This window comes from Pseudomonas sp. Leaf59, from assembly GCF_920984685.1.
In the GTDB taxonomy this organism is placed as follows: domain Bacteria; phylum Pseudomonadota; class Gammaproteobacteria; order Pseudomonadales; family Pseudomonadaceae; genus Aquipseudomonas.
Genome location: NZ_CAKLBR010000001.1, coordinates 79,295 through 94,452, shown reverse-complemented (window position 1 = coordinate 94,452; position 15,158 = coordinate 79,295). Strand labels below are relative to the sequence as shown.

Genomic DNA, 15,158 nt, shown 5'->3' with positions numbered 1-15,158 from the left:
AGCATTGGCGGATCCTATCCTCCCTCCCCTGCAAACTCAACGTCGCCAACGACCGGACATCTTCAGCCCCCATGCATACACTTCGCAATTTCTGGCGCCTGGCACGACCGTTCTGGACCTCGGAACAGAAATACCCGGCCCTGCGGTTGCTGCTGGGCACGGTGCTGATGAACCTGTGCCTGGTGGGCGTCAATATCCTCAACAACTTCTGGAACCTGCATTTTTATAACGCGCTGCAGGCCAAGGACTACCCGGGTTTCATGCTCGGTACGGGGCAGTTCATCCTGCTGCAGGTGGCCCTCGCCGTGTTCACCGTGGGGGCGTTTCACTTCCAGCAGAAGCTGACCATCGTCTGGCGGCGCTGGGCCACGCGCAACACGCTCGACCAGTGGCTGGGCAGCCAGCGCTACCAGAAGCTGAAAATGAGCGAAACCGAGGTCGACAACCCCGACCAGCGCATCGCCGAAGACATCGACCTGTTCATCATCAAGTCGCTCAAGCTCAGCCTGGGGCTGCTGACGGCCGTGGTGTCGCTGTTTTCGTTCCTCAATATCCTCTGGCAGGCCTCCGACCTGATCCGCATTCCCCTGGGCGATAGCGGCCTGGTGATTCCCGGCCTGTTGGTGTGGGTGGCGCTGGTGTATGCGCTGGCGGGCACCGGCTTCGCCTTCTGGCTCGGTCGCGCCCTGCCTCACCTGAACTTCATGCAGCAACGGCGCGAGGCCGATTTTCGATTTTCGTTGATGCGCCTGCGGGAGAACGCCGATTCGGTGGCCCAATACCGTGGCGAAGCGGTGGAAAACCAGCGCTTCAATCAGCGCCTGGAAGCCGCCCTGCAGAATTTCTGGGTGCTGGTGAAAAAGCAGAAGCTGATCATGGGCTACTCGACGTTCTACCTGCGCAGCGCCACGGTGATTCCGATGTTGATCATGGCGCCGCAGTTCTTTGCCGGGGTCTTTACCCTTGGCCGTCTGACGCAGATCAGCGCCGCCTTTGGCGAAGTGCATGCGGCCGTGGCTTACCTGGTGGGCGTGTTCCCGGAGCTGGCCGAATGGAAGTCGGTGATCGACCGGCTGCACGGGTTCCAGAAGCGTCTGGATAACGTCAAGGTCGATTCCGCCGTCGTGCTGACGCAACAGCACGACGGCTTGCAGGTGCGCAACCTGGACATCTGGCTGCCGGACGGCCGCCGTCTGTTCAGCGGCTTCAACCTTGCGCTCAAGCCCGGCGACAGCCTGCTGATCCGCGCGCCGTCCGGTTATGGCAAGTCCACCCTGATTCGCGCCCTCACCGGGCTCTGGCACCATGCCTCGGGGTCGGTCGCCTATGACCGTGAGCGCGCCCTCACCCTCTCGCAAAAGAACTACCTGCCCCTGGGCAGCCTGCGCGAAACCCTCTGGTACCCCAACCCCGCACCGGCCGAGCAGGACGCGGTGGTACAGCGGTTCCTCGACCAGCTCGACCTGGCGCACCTGGGCACGCAACTGGCCGAGGAGCGCGACTGGGCGCAGACCCTGAGCATCGGCGAGCAACAGCGCTGCGCCTTTGTGCGTGCGCTGCTGGCGCGGCCGGCGGTGCTGTTTCTCGACGAGAGCAGCGCGGCGATGGACGCGGCCAACGAAGCGCGTTGCTACCAGTTGCTCAAGGCAACGCTGCCGCAGACGATCCTCATCAGCGTTGGCCACAATGCCGCGCTGGAGCGGTTTCATGGGCAGGTGCTGGAGCTGCGCGACGAGGTGGAATGGGTACGCCGCGCGGTGAGGCAGCCGGTCTAGGCGCCCTCACTGGCACACGCTGATCAGCCCATCCAGCCCACGGCGGTCTTCGGAATCACCTCCGACTCGTCCAGTTTCGAGGCAAACATGCTCACCGCCTGCACCGCGTCGCTGGTGCTGGTGCGGATCTGCAGGATCACCGAACCGGCCTGGTCGGCCAGGCTGACGCCACGTTGCGCGCCTTCCTGAGTGGAATTCATGCTGGAGACCGCATCGCGGGTTTCCGAAAGGATCATGCCGATCATTTCGGCAATCTCGGCGGTGGAGCGGCTGGTGCGCCCGGCCAGTTGCCGGACCTCATCGGCCACCACTGCGAACCCACGGCCCTGGTCCCCCGCCCGCGCGGCCTCGATGGCGGCGTTGAGCGCCAGCAGGTTGGTCTGGTCGGCGATCCCGCGAATGGTGTTGACGATGGCGGTGATCTGCTCGGAACGCTCGCCCAACTGCCCCACCAGCTTGGCGGAAGCGCCGATGTTTTCGGCGATGCGGCGCATTTCCGTGGCGGTGTCGTGAATCACCTGGGTGCCGTGCTCGGCGAAGCGCTCGGTTTCGGACGAGATGTGATAGGCCCGGGAGGCGCCGCGTGAATCTTCCTCGAACTTCTCCACCCGCTCGGTGATGTCGCTGGCGAACTTGACGATCTTGATCAGTTTGCCGTCGCTGTCGAACACCGGGTTGTAGCTGGCCTCCAGCCACACCACGCGGCCATGCTTGCCCAGGCGCTTGAATTGGCCGGTGAAGAACTCGCCGTTGTTCAACCGACGCCAGAAGTCGGTGTATTCGTTGCTGTTGATCAGCGCCGGCTCGCAGAACAGGCGGTGATGCTTGCCCTTGAGTTCTGCCAGTGAATAGCCCATCACGTTGAGAAAGTTGGGGTTGGCGTCCAGTACTTGGCCGCCGAGGTCGAACTCGATCACGGCCATCGCGCGGTCCAGCGCCACCAGTTTGCTGCGGGTGGCGGCCTCCTGCTCAACGTTGGCGGTGACGTCCAGGGCGTACTTGACCACCTTGAGCACCTGGCCACGCTCATCCAGCACCGGGTTGTAGCTGGCCTCCAGCCAGATCACCTTGCCGTTTGCGTCCACCCGTTTGAAGGTGCCCGACACAAACTTGCCGGCCCTGAGGTCCTGCCAGAACGTGGCGTAGGCCGGGCTGCCCGTGAGCGCCGGCAGACAGAAATCGCGGTGGGTCTTGCCGGCCAATTGCGCGGCGCTGTAGCCCAGGGTCCGCAGAAAGTTTTCGTTGGCGCGCAGCACCTTGCCGTTGAGATCGAATTCGACCACGGCCATGGAGCGCTCGAGCGCAGCAATCAGTCCTTTGTACTCGGTGACTTCGGCCGTCCTGGCCGCCAGTTCTGTCTTGAGTGATTTGTTGAACATGACGTGCCCTCAGCGCGCGGATAAACAGTTGTATCAATGCCGCTATCGGCCGCGAAATACGCGACTTTAAGCGGCTGGCCTGTTTATTTATTGACGTCAAAATAAGCGCCCGGAACGGCTGCCCGGGTTTGCCCCGGCGGGGCTTTTCAGGGACCATGGCGCCTCTGTTTTTTTGCCAACAAGAGGCGCCCATGGCCAATCACGACCTGTCCTTCACCCCTGATCCCGACGCCGACTCGATTTCCTCGGACGTTATCGGCTTCAACGGCATCCTGGTGTCCACCCAGATCCCGACCCGCGTCGACGGCAGCCTGGAACTGGGCGACATCACCCTGCAAAGCGAATGCACCCTGCAAGCGCTGAAAGTGGCGCTGGAGAAGGCCGGCAGTTCGATGGACCGGGTGATGCACCTGACCATCTACCTCACCGACATGGCCGACCGCGCCGCTTTCAACGCGGTGTACACGCGCTTTTTCGCCAAGCCATGGCCGGTGCGTGCGGCAGTCGGCGTGGCTGAACTGGCCGTCAAAGGCATGCGCGTGGAAGTCACCGCCATGGCCGCCAAGGCCTGACAGCCCTGCGGTAGATGCCGGTCAGGCATTTCACGGCTACAATGCGCGCCTCAACCGTGACAAGCCTGACTAAAAAAACTATGTCCTTGCCCAAGCATCACCTTGAATTGCTCAGCCCGGCCCGCGATGTCGCCATCGCGCGCGAGGCCATCCTGCATGGCGCCGACGCCATCTACATCGGCGGGCCAAGCTTCGGCGCCCGCCATAACGCCTGTAACGAGGTGAGCGATATCGCTCAATTGGTGGAATTTGCCCATCGTTACCACGCGCGCGTCTTCACCACGATCAACACCATCCTGCATGACAACGAACTGGAGCCTGCGCGCACGCTGATCCATCAGCTCTACGACGCCGGCGTCGACGCGTTGATCGTGCAGGACCTGGGCGTGATGGAGCTGGATATCCCGCCCATCGAGCTGCACGCCAGCACCCAGACCGATATCCGCACCCTGGCCCGCGCCAAATTTCTCGATCAGGCCGGTTTCTCGCAGCTGGTGCTGGCCCGCGAGCTGAACCTGCAGGAAATCCGCGCGATTGCCGACGAGACCGAGGCAGCCGTTGAGTTCTTCATCCACGGCGCTTTGTGCGTGGCGTTTTCCGGGCAGTGCAATATCTCCCACGCGCAGAACGGCCGCAGCGCCAACCGTGGCGATTGCTCCCAGGCCTGCCGCCTGCCGTACACCTTGAAGGATGATCAGGGCCGCGTCGTGGCCTTTGAAAAGCACCTGCTGTCGATGAAGGACAACAACCAGAGCGCCAACATCCGCGCCCTGGTCGAAGCCGGCGTGCGCTCGTTCAAGATCGAAGGCCGCTACAAGGACATGGGCTATGTGAAGAACATCACTGCCTATTACCGCCAGCGTCTGGACGATGTGCTCGAAGACCGCACCGATCTGGCGCGCGCGTCCAGCGGGCGTACCGTGCATTTCTTCCTGCCCGATCCGGAAAAGACCTTTCACCGGGGCAGCACCGATTACTTTGTCAGCGACCGCAAGATCGACATCGGCGCCTTCGACACCCCGACCTTCACCGGCCTGCCGGTGGGCACCGTGGAAAAGGCCGGCAAGCGCGACTTGCAGGTGGTGACCCATGAGCCGCTGTCCAACGGCGACGGACTCAATGTGCTGGTCAAGCGTGAAGTGGTGGGCTTTCGCGCCAACATCGCCGAGCCCAGGGGCGAGTTCGAGGAAGACGGGCAGAAGCGCTACCGCTACCGCGTCGAGCCGAACGAGATGCCCGCCGGCCTGCATCAGCTGCGCCCGCACCATCCGCTGAACCGCAACCTGGACCACAACTGGCAACAGGCCCTGCTCAAGACCTCGGCCGAACGCCGTATCGGCCTGGCCTGGGTCGCCCGTCTGCGCGAAGAACAGCTTGAAGTCACTGCCACCAGCGAAGAAGGCATCCGCGCCAGCATCACCCTGCCCGGCCCGTTTGGCGTGGCCAACAAGCCGGAACAGGCGCTGGACACCCTGCGTGACCTGCTCGGCCAGCTCGGTACCACCGAGTACCACGCCACCGATATCGCCCTGGATGCACCGCAGGCGTTCTTCATCCCCAACTCGCAGCTCAAGGCCTTACGCCGTGAAGTGATCGAAGCCCTCACCGCTGCCCGTGTTGCCGCGCACCCTCGTGGCGGGCGCAAGGCCGAGACCACACCGCCGCCGGTGTACCCGGAAGCGCATCTGTCGTTCCTGGCCAACGTCTACAACCAGAAGGCCCGCGACTTCTACCACCGTCACGGCGTGAAGCTGATCGACGCCGCCTTCGAAGCCCACGAAGAAACCGGCGAAGTGCCGGTGATGATCACCAAGCACTGCCTGCGTTTCTCGTTCAACCTGTGCCCCAAACAGGCCAAGGGCGTGACGGGCGTGAAAACCAAAGTGGCGCCGATGCAGTTGATACACGGTGATGAAGTGCTGACGTTGAAGTTCGACTGCAAGCCCTGCGAAATGCACGTGGTGGGCAAGATCAAGGGGCATATCCTGGGGTTGCCGCAACCGGGCAGCGTGGTGGAGCATTTCAATCCGGAAAATCTTATCTATCAGGGCACTCACTAGCCAAAAACGATAACTCGCGGGCTTCTGTGGTGAGCGGGCTTCCTGTGGCGAGCGGGCTTGCCCCGCGTTGGGGCGCGAAGCGGCCCTGAACCAGACACCGCGATCTGTCAGGCAGACCGCGGTGTTTTTTATTGGGGCTGCTGCGCAGCCCAACGCGGGGCAAGCCCGCTCGCCACAGAAGCCCTCTCACCACAAAAACCTGCTCACCACAGAAGCCTGCTCATCACAGCCTGCTCATCACAGGAAGCCCGCTCGCCACAAGGGTTTGGGTGTTTGGTTGAAATATGGGGACACGGTAGTCAACGTCGCCGCTTCGAATGCGCTGCTAGCGTGGAGGTTTCTTATCCATGCAAGGAGCAACGGATTGTCTCTTCAACCAAACTCACACCTGCTGCGTCGCGGTCGCTACTCGGAGTCCGGACGTGCTTATCTTGTCACCGCAGTGGTGCATCAGCGCCTGCCTCTGTTTCGGGACTTTCGGTTGGGCCGGTTATTGGTTACCGAATTCAAAAGAGCCCACGAAACGGGCCGCGTTAATTCGTTGGCGTGGGTGGTCATGCCGGATCACTTTCACTGGCTGTTCAACCTCAACGACTCAACGCTTGCCGAGGTGATGCGAGCGACGAAGTCTCGCAGCACCTTGAGCATTAATCGATCCCGCAACAGCCGCGAAAGGTTCTGGCAACGTGGTTACCACGATAGAGCAGTAAGAGCCGAGGAAGATATCCGCAAAATGGCGCGCTACATCATTGCCAACCCTTTACGGGCGGGGCTGGTTGAGCATATTGGCGATTATTCGTTATGGGACGCTGCCTGGTTGTGACACATGGGATGGTGGCCGAAGAAATTTTTGTGCCGAGCGGGCTTCCTGTGGCTAACGGGCTTGCCCTAATGCCGTTCAGTTAAGCGCAGATTCCCTGTGGCGAGCAGGCTTGTCCTGCGTTGGGCTGCGCAGCAGCCCCAAAACCAGACGCTGAGCCGTATCAGGTACACCGCGTTTTGCTTGATCGGGGGCGCTTCGCACCCCAACGCGGGGCAAGCCCGCTCGCCACAGGAAGCCCGTTCGCCACAGAAGCCCACTCACCACAAAAAAACCTGCTCACCACAGAAGCCCGCTCATCACAGCCCACTCATCACAGGAACCCTGCTCGCGACAGATTTCGCTGCGGCCAGCAGCCCCTGAAACTTGCCGTAGCGCGCTTCAAGCACCAGTTGCTGTGCCGGGTCAGGTAAGTAGCGCGCCTTGACCGGCATCCCCGCCGCCAGTAAATCAGCGCCCTGCCCCATCGCGAGGAACCCCAGCTTTGCCGCGCCGATGCAGGCGCTCAGTTCGCTGCCGTGCAGGGTGAACACTTCGCGCTGGAGGATGTTGGCCAGCAACTGCGCCCAATATTCGCTGCGGGCGCCGCCGCCGACCAGGGCAAAGGCGCTGACCTCGGCACCGCTCGATTGCACCGCGCGCCAGGCGTCGAGCAAGCCGAAGCCCACGCCTTCCATCACTGCGTAGCCAAGCATGGCAGGCGTGCAGTCATGCCCCAGGCCCATGAAACCACCGCGCAGCAGCGGGTCGTTATGGGGTGTGCGTTCGCCGGCGAGATACGGCAGGAATAACGGTGTGCTCGGAGGCACGCTTGCTGAAATGGGCAGGTGCGCCTGCACCAGATCCAGCAGCGTCTGCTCATCCGCAGTGCCCGTGAGCCGTGTGACCCAGCGCAAACAACTGGCCCCCGCGAGCATGGCGCCCATGGTGTACCAGCGCTCGGGCAGCGCATGGCAAAAGCTGTGCACGGCGCTGGCCGGGTTGCCGGCGGCGTGGTCGGTGATGGCGACGATCGCCGCGCTGGTGCCCAGGGTGATGAAGCCGTCACCGGCGTTGATCGCACCGATGCCCACTGCCGCGACAGGATTGTCGCCACCGCCGCCGGCGATCACCACACTGGCGGACAAGCCCAGCCCTTGCGCCGTCAATAGAGCACTCGCCGCGCCACCCTCCACCAGCCTCGGCATTTGCCCAGGCTCAAGGCCCGTGGCGTGCAGCATGGGGCTGAACCATTCACGCTGCGCCACGTCCAGCCACAGGGTGCCGGCGGCGTCCGACATCTCGCTGATGCGCTCGCCACAAAAGCGCAGGCGCAGGTAATCCTTGGGCGATAACACGCAATCAATCGCCTTGAACACCTCGGGTTCGTGCCGTTGCAGCCACAGCAGTTTGGGCGCGGTAAGCCCGGCCATCGGCAGGCTGCCGGTGATGTCGGCAAAGTCTGCGCCCAGTTGCTCGGCCTCGGCCACCGCGCGGGAGTCGTCCCACAGGATCGCCGGGTACAACACGCGGTTGTCGTCCCCCAGCAATACCGCACCGTGCATCTGCCCCGACAGGCCGATACAGGCCACGCGGCCGAAGGCCTCATGGGTGCGCAAGCTGCCCAGCGCCTGCAAGCAGGCCTGCCACCAGTCCTGCGGAGACTGCTCGGACCAGCCGCTATGACGGCGCGACACGCTCAAGCGCACGCCTGTCTGAGCCAGCACGTTGCCCAATGCATCCATGAGGATGGCTTTGAGTTCCGATGTACCCAGGTCAATACCGAGAGAAACAGGACTGCTCATACGCACGTGATTCCAATCAATGACAGCCACATGAATTGCGCACCTGCAGGCTCGGCGTCAGGCGTACGCTTTGCGTCGGCGCGCCAGGCGTGGCCATGCGTTGCAGCAACAGGTTGACCGCGCGCGTGCCCAGCGCCTGCACCGGCTGGGCGATCAACGTCAGGCGCGGCACGAAAAAATCCGCCCAGTCAAAATCATCGAACCCCACCAGCGCCATCTGCGTCGGCACTTGCAGCCCGGCGTCACGCAGGGCATGCATGGCGCCCAGGGTCATCAGGTTATTGCCGGCCATGATGGCCGTGGGCGGTGAATCCAGGGCCAACAGTTGCACGGTCGCCAGTCGCGCCGGCTCGGTGTTCGAGCCGCCGTTGACCAGCAGTTGCGGATCGAACGGCAACCCCGCCGCCTGTAACGCCGCCTTGTAGCCTTCGACACGTTCATCGGTGGTGCTGAAACCCGGACGCCCGGCGATAAAGCCGATGCGACGATGGCCGTGTTCGATCAGATGGGCAATCAGATCCTGGGTGGCCTGGGTGTTCTCCACGCCGATCTGGTCAAACTGCCCGCTCATCATGCGGTCCACCAGCACCGCCGGAATCCGGTTGGCGCGCAGGTATTCCAGGGCCATCGAGCCGTTCGACGGCGCCAGTACAATGCCGTCGACCCGCCGATGGTGCAGCGCCGTGACCACCCGCAGCTCCTGCTCCGGGTCGTCGTGGGTGTCGACGAACAGCATCATGAAGCCATGCTTGGCGCACTCGGTTTCAATCGCGTGCACCGTTTCGCTGAAGTAATGGTTGGACAGCGCCGAAATCGCCACGCCGATGGTGCTGGTGCTCGACCGCGCGAGCGAGCGCGCCAGGGTATTGGGGATGTACCCCAACGCCTGGATTGCCTGCTGCACCGCCAGCACCGTGGCCGGGCTGACCTTGCGGGTGCCGTTGAGCACATGGGACACCGTCGAGGTCGACACGCCCGCCCTGCTTGCGACGTCATCCATGGTGACCACGGCGCGGTTCCCCTCAACCAATCAACGTTTGCTCGACCAGCCGCTGTAGCTGCCGACATTGTCACGGGTGATCAGCTTGGGCGTGAGCTGGGTGACCGCTTCGGCCGGGGCCTTGTCGTTGAGCAGGTCATTGCCCACGTTCACAGCGGTCTGCGCCATGGCCCACGGGTCCTGGCTGGCGGACGCCTGGATCTGGGTGTCGGTTTTCAGGGCGTTCTCGATATCCGGCGCGCCGTCCACCGAGGTGATGATGATGCCGCTGCGCTTGAGCTGTTTGGCCGCCAGGTCACTGCCGATGGCTTGCGGGTCATTGATCGCGAACAGGCCGTCGATTTTCGGGAAGCGCGTGAGGTAGCCCTGCATCACGTTCAACCCGCCTTCACGCGAGCCCTTGCCGTCCTGGTCGTCGGACAGCACTTTCATGTCCGGCGCGCCGGCCAGTGCGGCTTTGCAGCCTTTGACGCGGTCGGTCACGGCGGTGACCTGCGGACCGTTCTGGATGATCACGTTGCCCTTGCCGCCAAGCTTGTCCACCAGGAACTGGCAGGCCAGCCTGCCGGCTTCGACGTTGTCGGTCTGCACCGTGGCGTTAACGCCCTTGGCGTCCACGTCCACTGCCACCACAACGATCCCGGCGTCACGCGCTTTCTTGATCGCCGAGGCCATGGCGGATGGGTCGACGGCGTTGATCAGGATCAGGTCGACCTTGGACGAAATGAAATTGTCGATCTGCGAAAACTGCTTGCTCAGGTCATAGTCAGCCGACACCGAGGTGACCTTGACGCTGGGGTTGAGCTCCTTGGCCCGCGCGGTGGCGCCATCGGCCAGGGTCACGAAATACGGGTTGCCCAGCGAGCCCATGCTGATGCCGAGTGCTTTGAGCTCACGGGCTTCGACGGTTTGGGACATCAGGGCAGCCAGGGCCATTACGGGAAACAGGCGTTTGAGGTTCATGCGGGTCTCTCTTGTGATTGTTGTGTGAGGAAACTCAGGTGCGCGCACCGGATTGGCGATAACGGTCCAGCGCGACCGCGCCGATGATCACAATGCCTTTGATGATGTACTGCCAGATGTCCGAGACGCCCAGCAATACCAAACCGTTGGTCAACACAGCGATGATCAGCGCGCCGATCAGGGTGCCGCCGATGGTGCCGACGCCGCCGGTAAAACTGGTGCCGCCGAGGATCACCGCGGCAATCGCGTCCAGTTCATAGGATTGCCCCAGTTGCAGGCCGTTGGCGGCAAACAGGCGCGAGGCGCTCATCACCGCGCCGAGCCCGGCCAGCGCGCCGGACATGGCGTAGACGAACAGCAGCACCTTCCACACCTTGATCCCCGACAGCCGCGCCGCTTCCGGGTTGCCGCCCACCGAATAGATCTGCACGCCCATCACCGTACGGCGCAGGATGAACCACGACAGCGCGACCACCGCGACGGCGATCACCACCAGCCAGGGCACGCCGAGGATCGAATCGTTGCCAATAAAGGCGAACGGCAGGTCGGGGTTGAACACCGTCTTGTCATCTGCCAGCAGGCGCGCCAGGCCACGCATGGCGGTGAGCGCGCCGAGGGTGACGATAAACGGCGGCAGGCGCATGAAGGCGATCAGCCCGCCGTTGACCAGGCCCAGCAACAGGCCAAAGCCCACGCCCGCCGCAATACCGAACATGCCGAACTGCGGCGACATCGAGGCCTGCAACGCCACCACGGCGGACGCTGCGAGGATCGCGCCCACCGACAGGTCGATGCCCGCCGTGAGGATCACAAAGGTCATGCCCGCCGCCAGCACCACGTTGACCGAAGCCTGCTGGGTGACGATCGAGAGGTTCTGCAGGGTCAGAAAGTTTTCGCTGGCCAGGGCAAAGCCCACCAGCAGCAGGACCAGCACCGGCAACATGCCGACGGCGCGCATCAGCTCGCGAACCCGTTCTGCCTTGCCTGTCGTTGTCGCTCCATTCACTTCAGCCATGCGCCACCACCTGATCGCCACCGGTGGCGAGGTCAATAATACGTTCCTGGGAGATGGCGTGGCCGGAGGCCCCGCCGACTTCGGCCACCAACTGGCCTTCGCGCATGATCAGCACGCGGTCGCAGGTGCCGATGATTTCCGGCAGTTCGCTGGAAATGACCACGATGCCAACGCCGGCCTGGGCCAGTTGATTGATGATGCGGTAGATCTCGGACTTGGAGCCGATATCGACGCCACGGGTGGGCTCGTCGAGGATCAGCACATGGGGCTTGACCTCCAGCAGCCGTGCCAGCAGCACCTTTTGCTGGTTGCCGCCGGACAGCGAGCCCACGCTGACCTTGCCCGACGCCACGCGAATCGACAGCGACTTGATCGCGTCATTCGAGCGTTGCGCGGCGTGCGTACGGTCGAGTACGCCGCCGGCGTGGGCATCCGGCACGCAAGCGCACACGTTGATGTTGTCGGCCACGCTCATGTCGAGGAACAGGCCCTGGGCCTTGCGATCCTCGGTGAGGTAGACCACGCCTGCGCGAATCGCATCGGCCGGGTTGCGCAGTTGGGTGACGGTCTTGCCCACCACTTCCAGGGTGCCGCTGGTGCGCGGGTCGGCGGCAAAGATCAACCGCGCCAGCTCGGTGCGCCCTGCCCCCACCAGCCCGGCGATGCCCAGCACTTCACCGGCGTGCAGGTCGAAACTGCAATGGCGCACACGCTTGCCATCGGCCATGTCACGCACGCGCATCACCACGTTGCCGGGGTTGTAGGCGGCGTGTTCCTTCTTGTAGAAGCCGGACAAATCGCGACCCACCATCATCTTCACCAGCACCTCGGCCGACAGCGCATCGCGGGTCAACTCGCCGATGTATTGGCCGTCACGCAGCACCGAAACGCGGTCCGACAGCTCGTAGATCTCGGCCATGCGATGGCTGATATAGATGATCGCCAGGCCCTGGCTGCGCAGTTGCTTGATCAACGCAAACAGGCGGTCGGTCTCGCGGGACGATAACGGCGTGGTCGGCTCGTCCATCACCAGGATCCTGGCGTGGGCATGCAGCGCACGGGCAATCTCCACCAACTGGCGCTCGGCAATCGACAGGCTGCTGACCGGCGTGGCTGGCGTGAACTCGGCACCCAGGCGCTGCAGCACTTCGACGCAGCCGGCCTGCATGCCCTTGCGGTCGATGGTCCAGCCCCGGCGCAGTTCACGGCCCAGGTAAATGTTCTCGGCCACGCTCAGGTTCGGGCACAGGCTCAGTTCCTGGTAGATCACGGCAATGCCGAGGGCTTTAGCGGTCGCGGGGGTAAAGGTGGGTACGGGCTGGCCGTCGATGCGGATTTCACCGCCGGGATCGGCCTGGTAAGCGCCGGAAAGGATCTTCATTAACGTGGACTTGCCGGCGCCATTCTCCCCCATCAAGGCGTGGATCTCGCCGGGGAAGACCTTCAGGCCGACACTGTTGAGCACGCGCAAACCGTTGAAGGTTTTGCTGATGCCCTGCATCTCAAGCAAGGGTTCAAGGCTCATTGATGAGCTCCTGGATTTATTATTTTTGTAATCGAGTGAGGCCGACTGTAGTCAGATACATTTGCTTACGCAAGCGCTTGCGTGTGCATTTTGTCGGGGGGTTAAACGTTTCACCAACGAGGTTTGGCTTGTTTTTGATCTGTTGAATGCAGTGCTGGCTGCTGGATCTGCATTCGGTCGATCTCGACTGTTTGGATGGCTGCGGTTGTCAGACCTCTATACACTGCCGGGCTACGCAAGGCGGGCCCTGGAACGATTCCAGCCTGGATACCACAGGACGAAAATAGCGAAATGATCGCACAGAAAAAAAGTCAGTATATTTCCATTCAAATGGTGCGCGGCATCGCCGCCCTACTCGTTGTTTTGTTTCACTCTCATATCGCAATAGACATGATGCCGGACGGGTACAAAGTTGATATACCCTTCGTCTATACCCGTGGGCATTGGGCGATTTATCTATTCTTTGTAGTCAGCGGTTTTATTATTACGCACGTCACGTCAGGAGAGAAATTCAAGCTCTTTCCTTTTCTAGGCAAGCGCATCATCAGGATCTATCCGATATGGTGGCTTTCCTTTGTTTTCGCATTAATTGGCGTGTATATATTCAACGTCTCTTTTTCATACGGAACTCCATTTAATACAACGTCCTATATCAACTCGCTACTGTTATTACCCAGCACGATAAAGCCTATAAATTCAGTAGGTTGGACGCTGATATTCGAAATTTTATTCTACTTCGTCTCAGCCTTGGTGCTGATTCGCTACAGCCACAGAATGTTGATGCTCACCCTTCTGCTGCTGTTCGGTATCGGCGCTGTCCTGTATTCCATTTCTCCAAGTCATCCCTGGCTCGTCAGCGCACTGGGGCACCACTTGTTTTCGCCGTTTCAACTGCTATTTGCGACAGGGATCGCGCTCTACCTGTATCAACGACAGTTGGCATGGATTCATCCAGCGGCAGGTTTCACTCTTTCCATTGCCACGGTTGCAGGAATCATCAATGCGCCATCAGCGGCATTGGGCTCGGGTGAGTTGTACTTTATTGTTGTCGGGGTCGCGCTGGCATCCAGTCTCCTGATAGTTGCTTTATTGAATACTGAACAGCGCGGCTGGTTGCACAGCACAAACAAAGCCATTGCAATCCCGGTGTCCATGCTGAACAGCGCGGGTAACTGCTCATTCAGCCTCTACCTGTTCCACTGGGGGATTTTCACCATAGTGGGTTCTAAAGCCACCCAAGCCTATCTGCAGCTGCCGGCCTGGACCGCAGAATTGTGGCGATTTGGCTGGATCGCTATTTCCATTGCGGTAGCAATGTTCATGTACCGATTCTTCGAAGCGCCGATTTCCCGCCATGGTGGCCGGATTATCCGCCGCCTCAGCGCCCCCTCGGGTCCAAGCCTTCCTGCCGATTCAAGGGAATGGACGACCCAGCACAAGGTGGCACTTGTGATCGAGATCCTGAGTCAGAAGATAACGGTCAAACAGGCTTGTGAAACATTCAACCTGGAACTCAAACAAGTTGAGCAGTGGCTGGGCGCCGCTCAAAAAGGTATGGAGGGGGCTTTTCAGTCGATCCCGCTGGATTCGCAAGCTCGCGGATAGGTGGACCAAATCTTTGGCGGCGCACTCTAACCAGGCGCCGCTTTTTAGCTCCACGCGCAAGGCGCAGGGGTTTCGGGTCAATTTCCAGCCAATAAAAAACCCCGTAGACGTTAATCTACGGGGTTTTCAAGAGTGGAGGCCGAGGTCGGAATCGAACCGGCGTAGGCGGATTTGCAATCCACGGTAATTATCATTCATTTCAATTGCTTATGACAGCATTGATTCCGCATTACCAACATTTCGGCCTCGCTGGAGCCCCCTGAAATAGGAGGTTCTATTTCGGTTGCGGAATGGATTTCTATCCTCCCTCAACACAAGCCGGATAGCCCTCCAGCTCGTCGTATCAAGCCATCTGTTCAAAGGTACTGGGGCCTCCAGACCGGATGTCAGCTTGGGAGCCTGTTTGACATAAGCAGCGTAATCGCATTCAGTGTTCAATCAATCTATATTCAACTGCCGTATTTGATCCGCTTAGGTCATACGGGGAAAAAGGTGAACGTCCGGAGTTCTTGCCTTAACAGTCAATCTTCCCTCGTCTCTACAAAAATTCATCAATCGCAATACGACCCAAAGCCTCCAGTGAGATTGAGCTGGCACATTCCAGTCGCTTGCTCGGCTAATCCACTGAGGAGTTAGCGAAGAGCGTGTATAGACGCGTCG

11 protein-coding genes and 1 tRNA gene are annotated in these 15,158 nt (G+C 61.3%); 5 read left to right on the top strand and 7 right to left on the bottom strand.

The genetic code is table 11. The features are described from left to right. The first annotated feature begins 71 nt into the window (after positions 1-71). On the top strand, positions 72-1,775 hold the full coding sequence (locus tag LUB09_RS00430) for an ABC transporter ATP-binding protein/permease (RefSeq protein ID WP_231421240.1): 1,704 nt from the start codon (positions 72-74) through the stop codon (positions 1,773-1,775). A gap of 23 nt (positions 1,776-1,798) precedes the next feature. Here LUB09_RS00430 and LUB09_RS00425 read toward each other — a convergent pair whose 3' ends face one another. Next, complete coding sequence (locus tag LUB09_RS00425; protein WP_231421238.1) at positions 1,799-3,154, bottom strand: methyl-accepting chemotaxis protein; 1,356 nt, start codon at positions 3,152-3,154, stop codon at positions 1,799-1,801. A gap of 191 nt (positions 3,155-3,345) precedes the next feature. On the opposite strand from LUB09_RS00425, the gene LUB09_RS00420 reads away from it, so the two are divergent. The 3 genes from LUB09_RS00420 (at position 3,346) to LUB09_RS00410 (ending at position 6,609) form a co-directional block, all read left to right on the top strand. Beyond that, positions 3,346-3,726 carry a RidA family protein gene (locus LUB09_RS00420; protein ID WP_231421229.1) on the top strand — a complete coding sequence of 127 codons (381 nt, stop codon included), beginning with the start codon at positions 3,346-3,348 and terminating at the stop codon, positions 3,724-3,726. Positions 3,727-3,806: 80 nt separating this feature from the next. Beyond that, on the top strand, positions 3,807-5,786 hold the full coding sequence (locus LUB09_RS00415) for a peptidase U32 family protein (protein WP_231421226.1): 1,980 nt from the start codon (positions 3,807-3,809) through the stop codon (positions 5,784-5,786). A 364-nt stretch (positions 5,787-6,150) separates the two neighbouring features. Then, complete coding sequence (locus LUB09_RS00410; RefSeq protein WP_231421225.1) at positions 6,151-6,609, top strand: REP-associated tyrosine transposase; 459 nt, start codon at positions 6,151-6,153, stop codon at positions 6,607-6,609. Positions 6,610-6,905: 296 nt separating this feature from the next. On the opposite strand, the gene xylB is transcribed toward LUB09_RS00410, so the two are convergent. The 5 genes from xylB to LUB09_RS00385 are packed head-to-tail and all read right to left on the bottom strand — an operon-like array spanning position 6,906 to position 12,893. Continuing rightward, positions 6,906-8,390, bottom strand: a complete 1,485-nt coding sequence (gene xylB, locus LUB09_RS00405) for a xylulokinase (RefSeq protein WP_231421224.1) — start codon at positions 8,388-8,390, stop codon at positions 6,906-6,908. A 16-nt stretch (positions 8,391-8,406) separates the two neighbouring features. Next, positions 8,407-9,399, bottom strand: coding sequence for a LacI family DNA-binding transcriptional regulator (locus tag LUB09_RS00400; RefSeq protein ID WP_231421223.1), 993 nt, complete (start codon positions 9,397-9,399; stop codon positions 8,407-8,409). A gap of 21 nt (positions 9,400-9,420) precedes the next feature. Further along, a complete protein-coding gene (locus tag LUB09_RS00395) occupies positions 9,421-10,353 on the bottom strand; it encodes an ABC transporter substrate-binding protein (protein ID WP_231421222.1) in 933 nt (310 codons plus the stop codon). A 34-nt stretch (positions 10,354-10,387) separates the two neighbouring features. Next, complete coding sequence (locus LUB09_RS00390) at positions 10,388-11,368, bottom strand: ABC transporter permease subunit (protein WP_231421221.1); 981 nt, start codon at positions 11,366-11,368, stop codon at positions 10,388-10,390. Then, complete coding sequence (locus tag LUB09_RS00385) at positions 11,361-12,893, bottom strand: sugar ABC transporter ATP-binding protein (protein ID WP_231421220.1); 1,533 nt, start codon at positions 12,891-12,893, stop codon at positions 11,361-11,363. The genes LUB09_RS00390 and LUB09_RS00385 overlap by 8 nt, the downstream gene beginning before the upstream one ends. A gap of 291 nt (positions 12,894-13,184) precedes the next feature. Here LUB09_RS00385 and LUB09_RS00380 point away from each other — a divergent pair, with 291 nt between their 5' ends. Further along, the gene (locus LUB09_RS00380) at positions 13,185-14,498 is read left to right on the top strand and encodes an acyltransferase family protein (RefSeq protein ID WP_209981774.1); all 1,314 of its coding nucleotides are present in this window, start codon (positions 13,185-13,187) and stop codon (positions 14,496-14,498) included. Between the two features lie 133 nt (positions 14,499-14,631). Here the strand turns inward: LUB09_RS00380 and LUB09_RS00375 are convergent. After that, a tRNA-Ser gene (locus LUB09_RS00375) sits at positions 14,632-14,744 on the bottom strand. Positions 14,745-15,158: the final 414 nt, after the last annotated feature.

What these genes read in the sequence shown, in the direction of transcription:
- LUB09_RS00430 (WP_231421240.1), top strand. Translation starts at nt 72, where the DNA reads ATGCATACACTTCGCAATTTCTGGCGCCTGGCACGACCGTTCTGGACC.
- LUB09_RS00425 (WP_231421238.1), bottom strand. Translation starts at nt 3,154, where the DNA reads ATGTTCAACAAATCACTCAAGACAGAACTGGCGGCCAGGACGGCCGAA.
- LUB09_RS00420 (WP_231421229.1), top strand. Translation starts at nt 3,346, where the DNA reads ATGGCCAATCACGACCTGTCCTTCACCCCTGATCCCGACGCCGACTCG.
- LUB09_RS00415 (WP_231421226.1), top strand. Translation starts at nt 3,807, where the DNA reads ATGTCCTTGCCCAAGCATCACCTTGAATTGCTCAGCCCGGCCCGCGAT.
- xylB (WP_231421224.1), bottom strand. Translation starts at nt 8,390, where the DNA reads ATGAGCAGTCCTGTTTCTCTCGGTATTGACCTGGGTACATCGGAACTC.
- LUB09_RS00395 (WP_231421222.1), bottom strand. Translation starts at nt 10,353, where the DNA reads ATGAACCTCAAACGCCTGTTTCCCGTAATGGCCCTGGCTGCCCTGATG.
- LUB09_RS00390 (WP_231421221.1), bottom strand. Translation starts at nt 11,368, where the DNA reads ATGGCTGAAGTGAATGGAGCGACAACGACAGGCAAGGCAGAACGGGTT.
- LUB09_RS00385 (WP_231421220.1), bottom strand. Translation starts at nt 12,893, where the DNA reads ATGAGCCTTGAACCCTTGCTTGAGATGCAGGGCATCAGCAAAACCTTC.
- LUB09_RS00380 (WP_209981774.1), top strand. Translation starts at nt 13,185, where the DNA reads ATGATCGCACAGAAAAAAAGTCAGTATATTTCCATTCAAATGGTGCGC.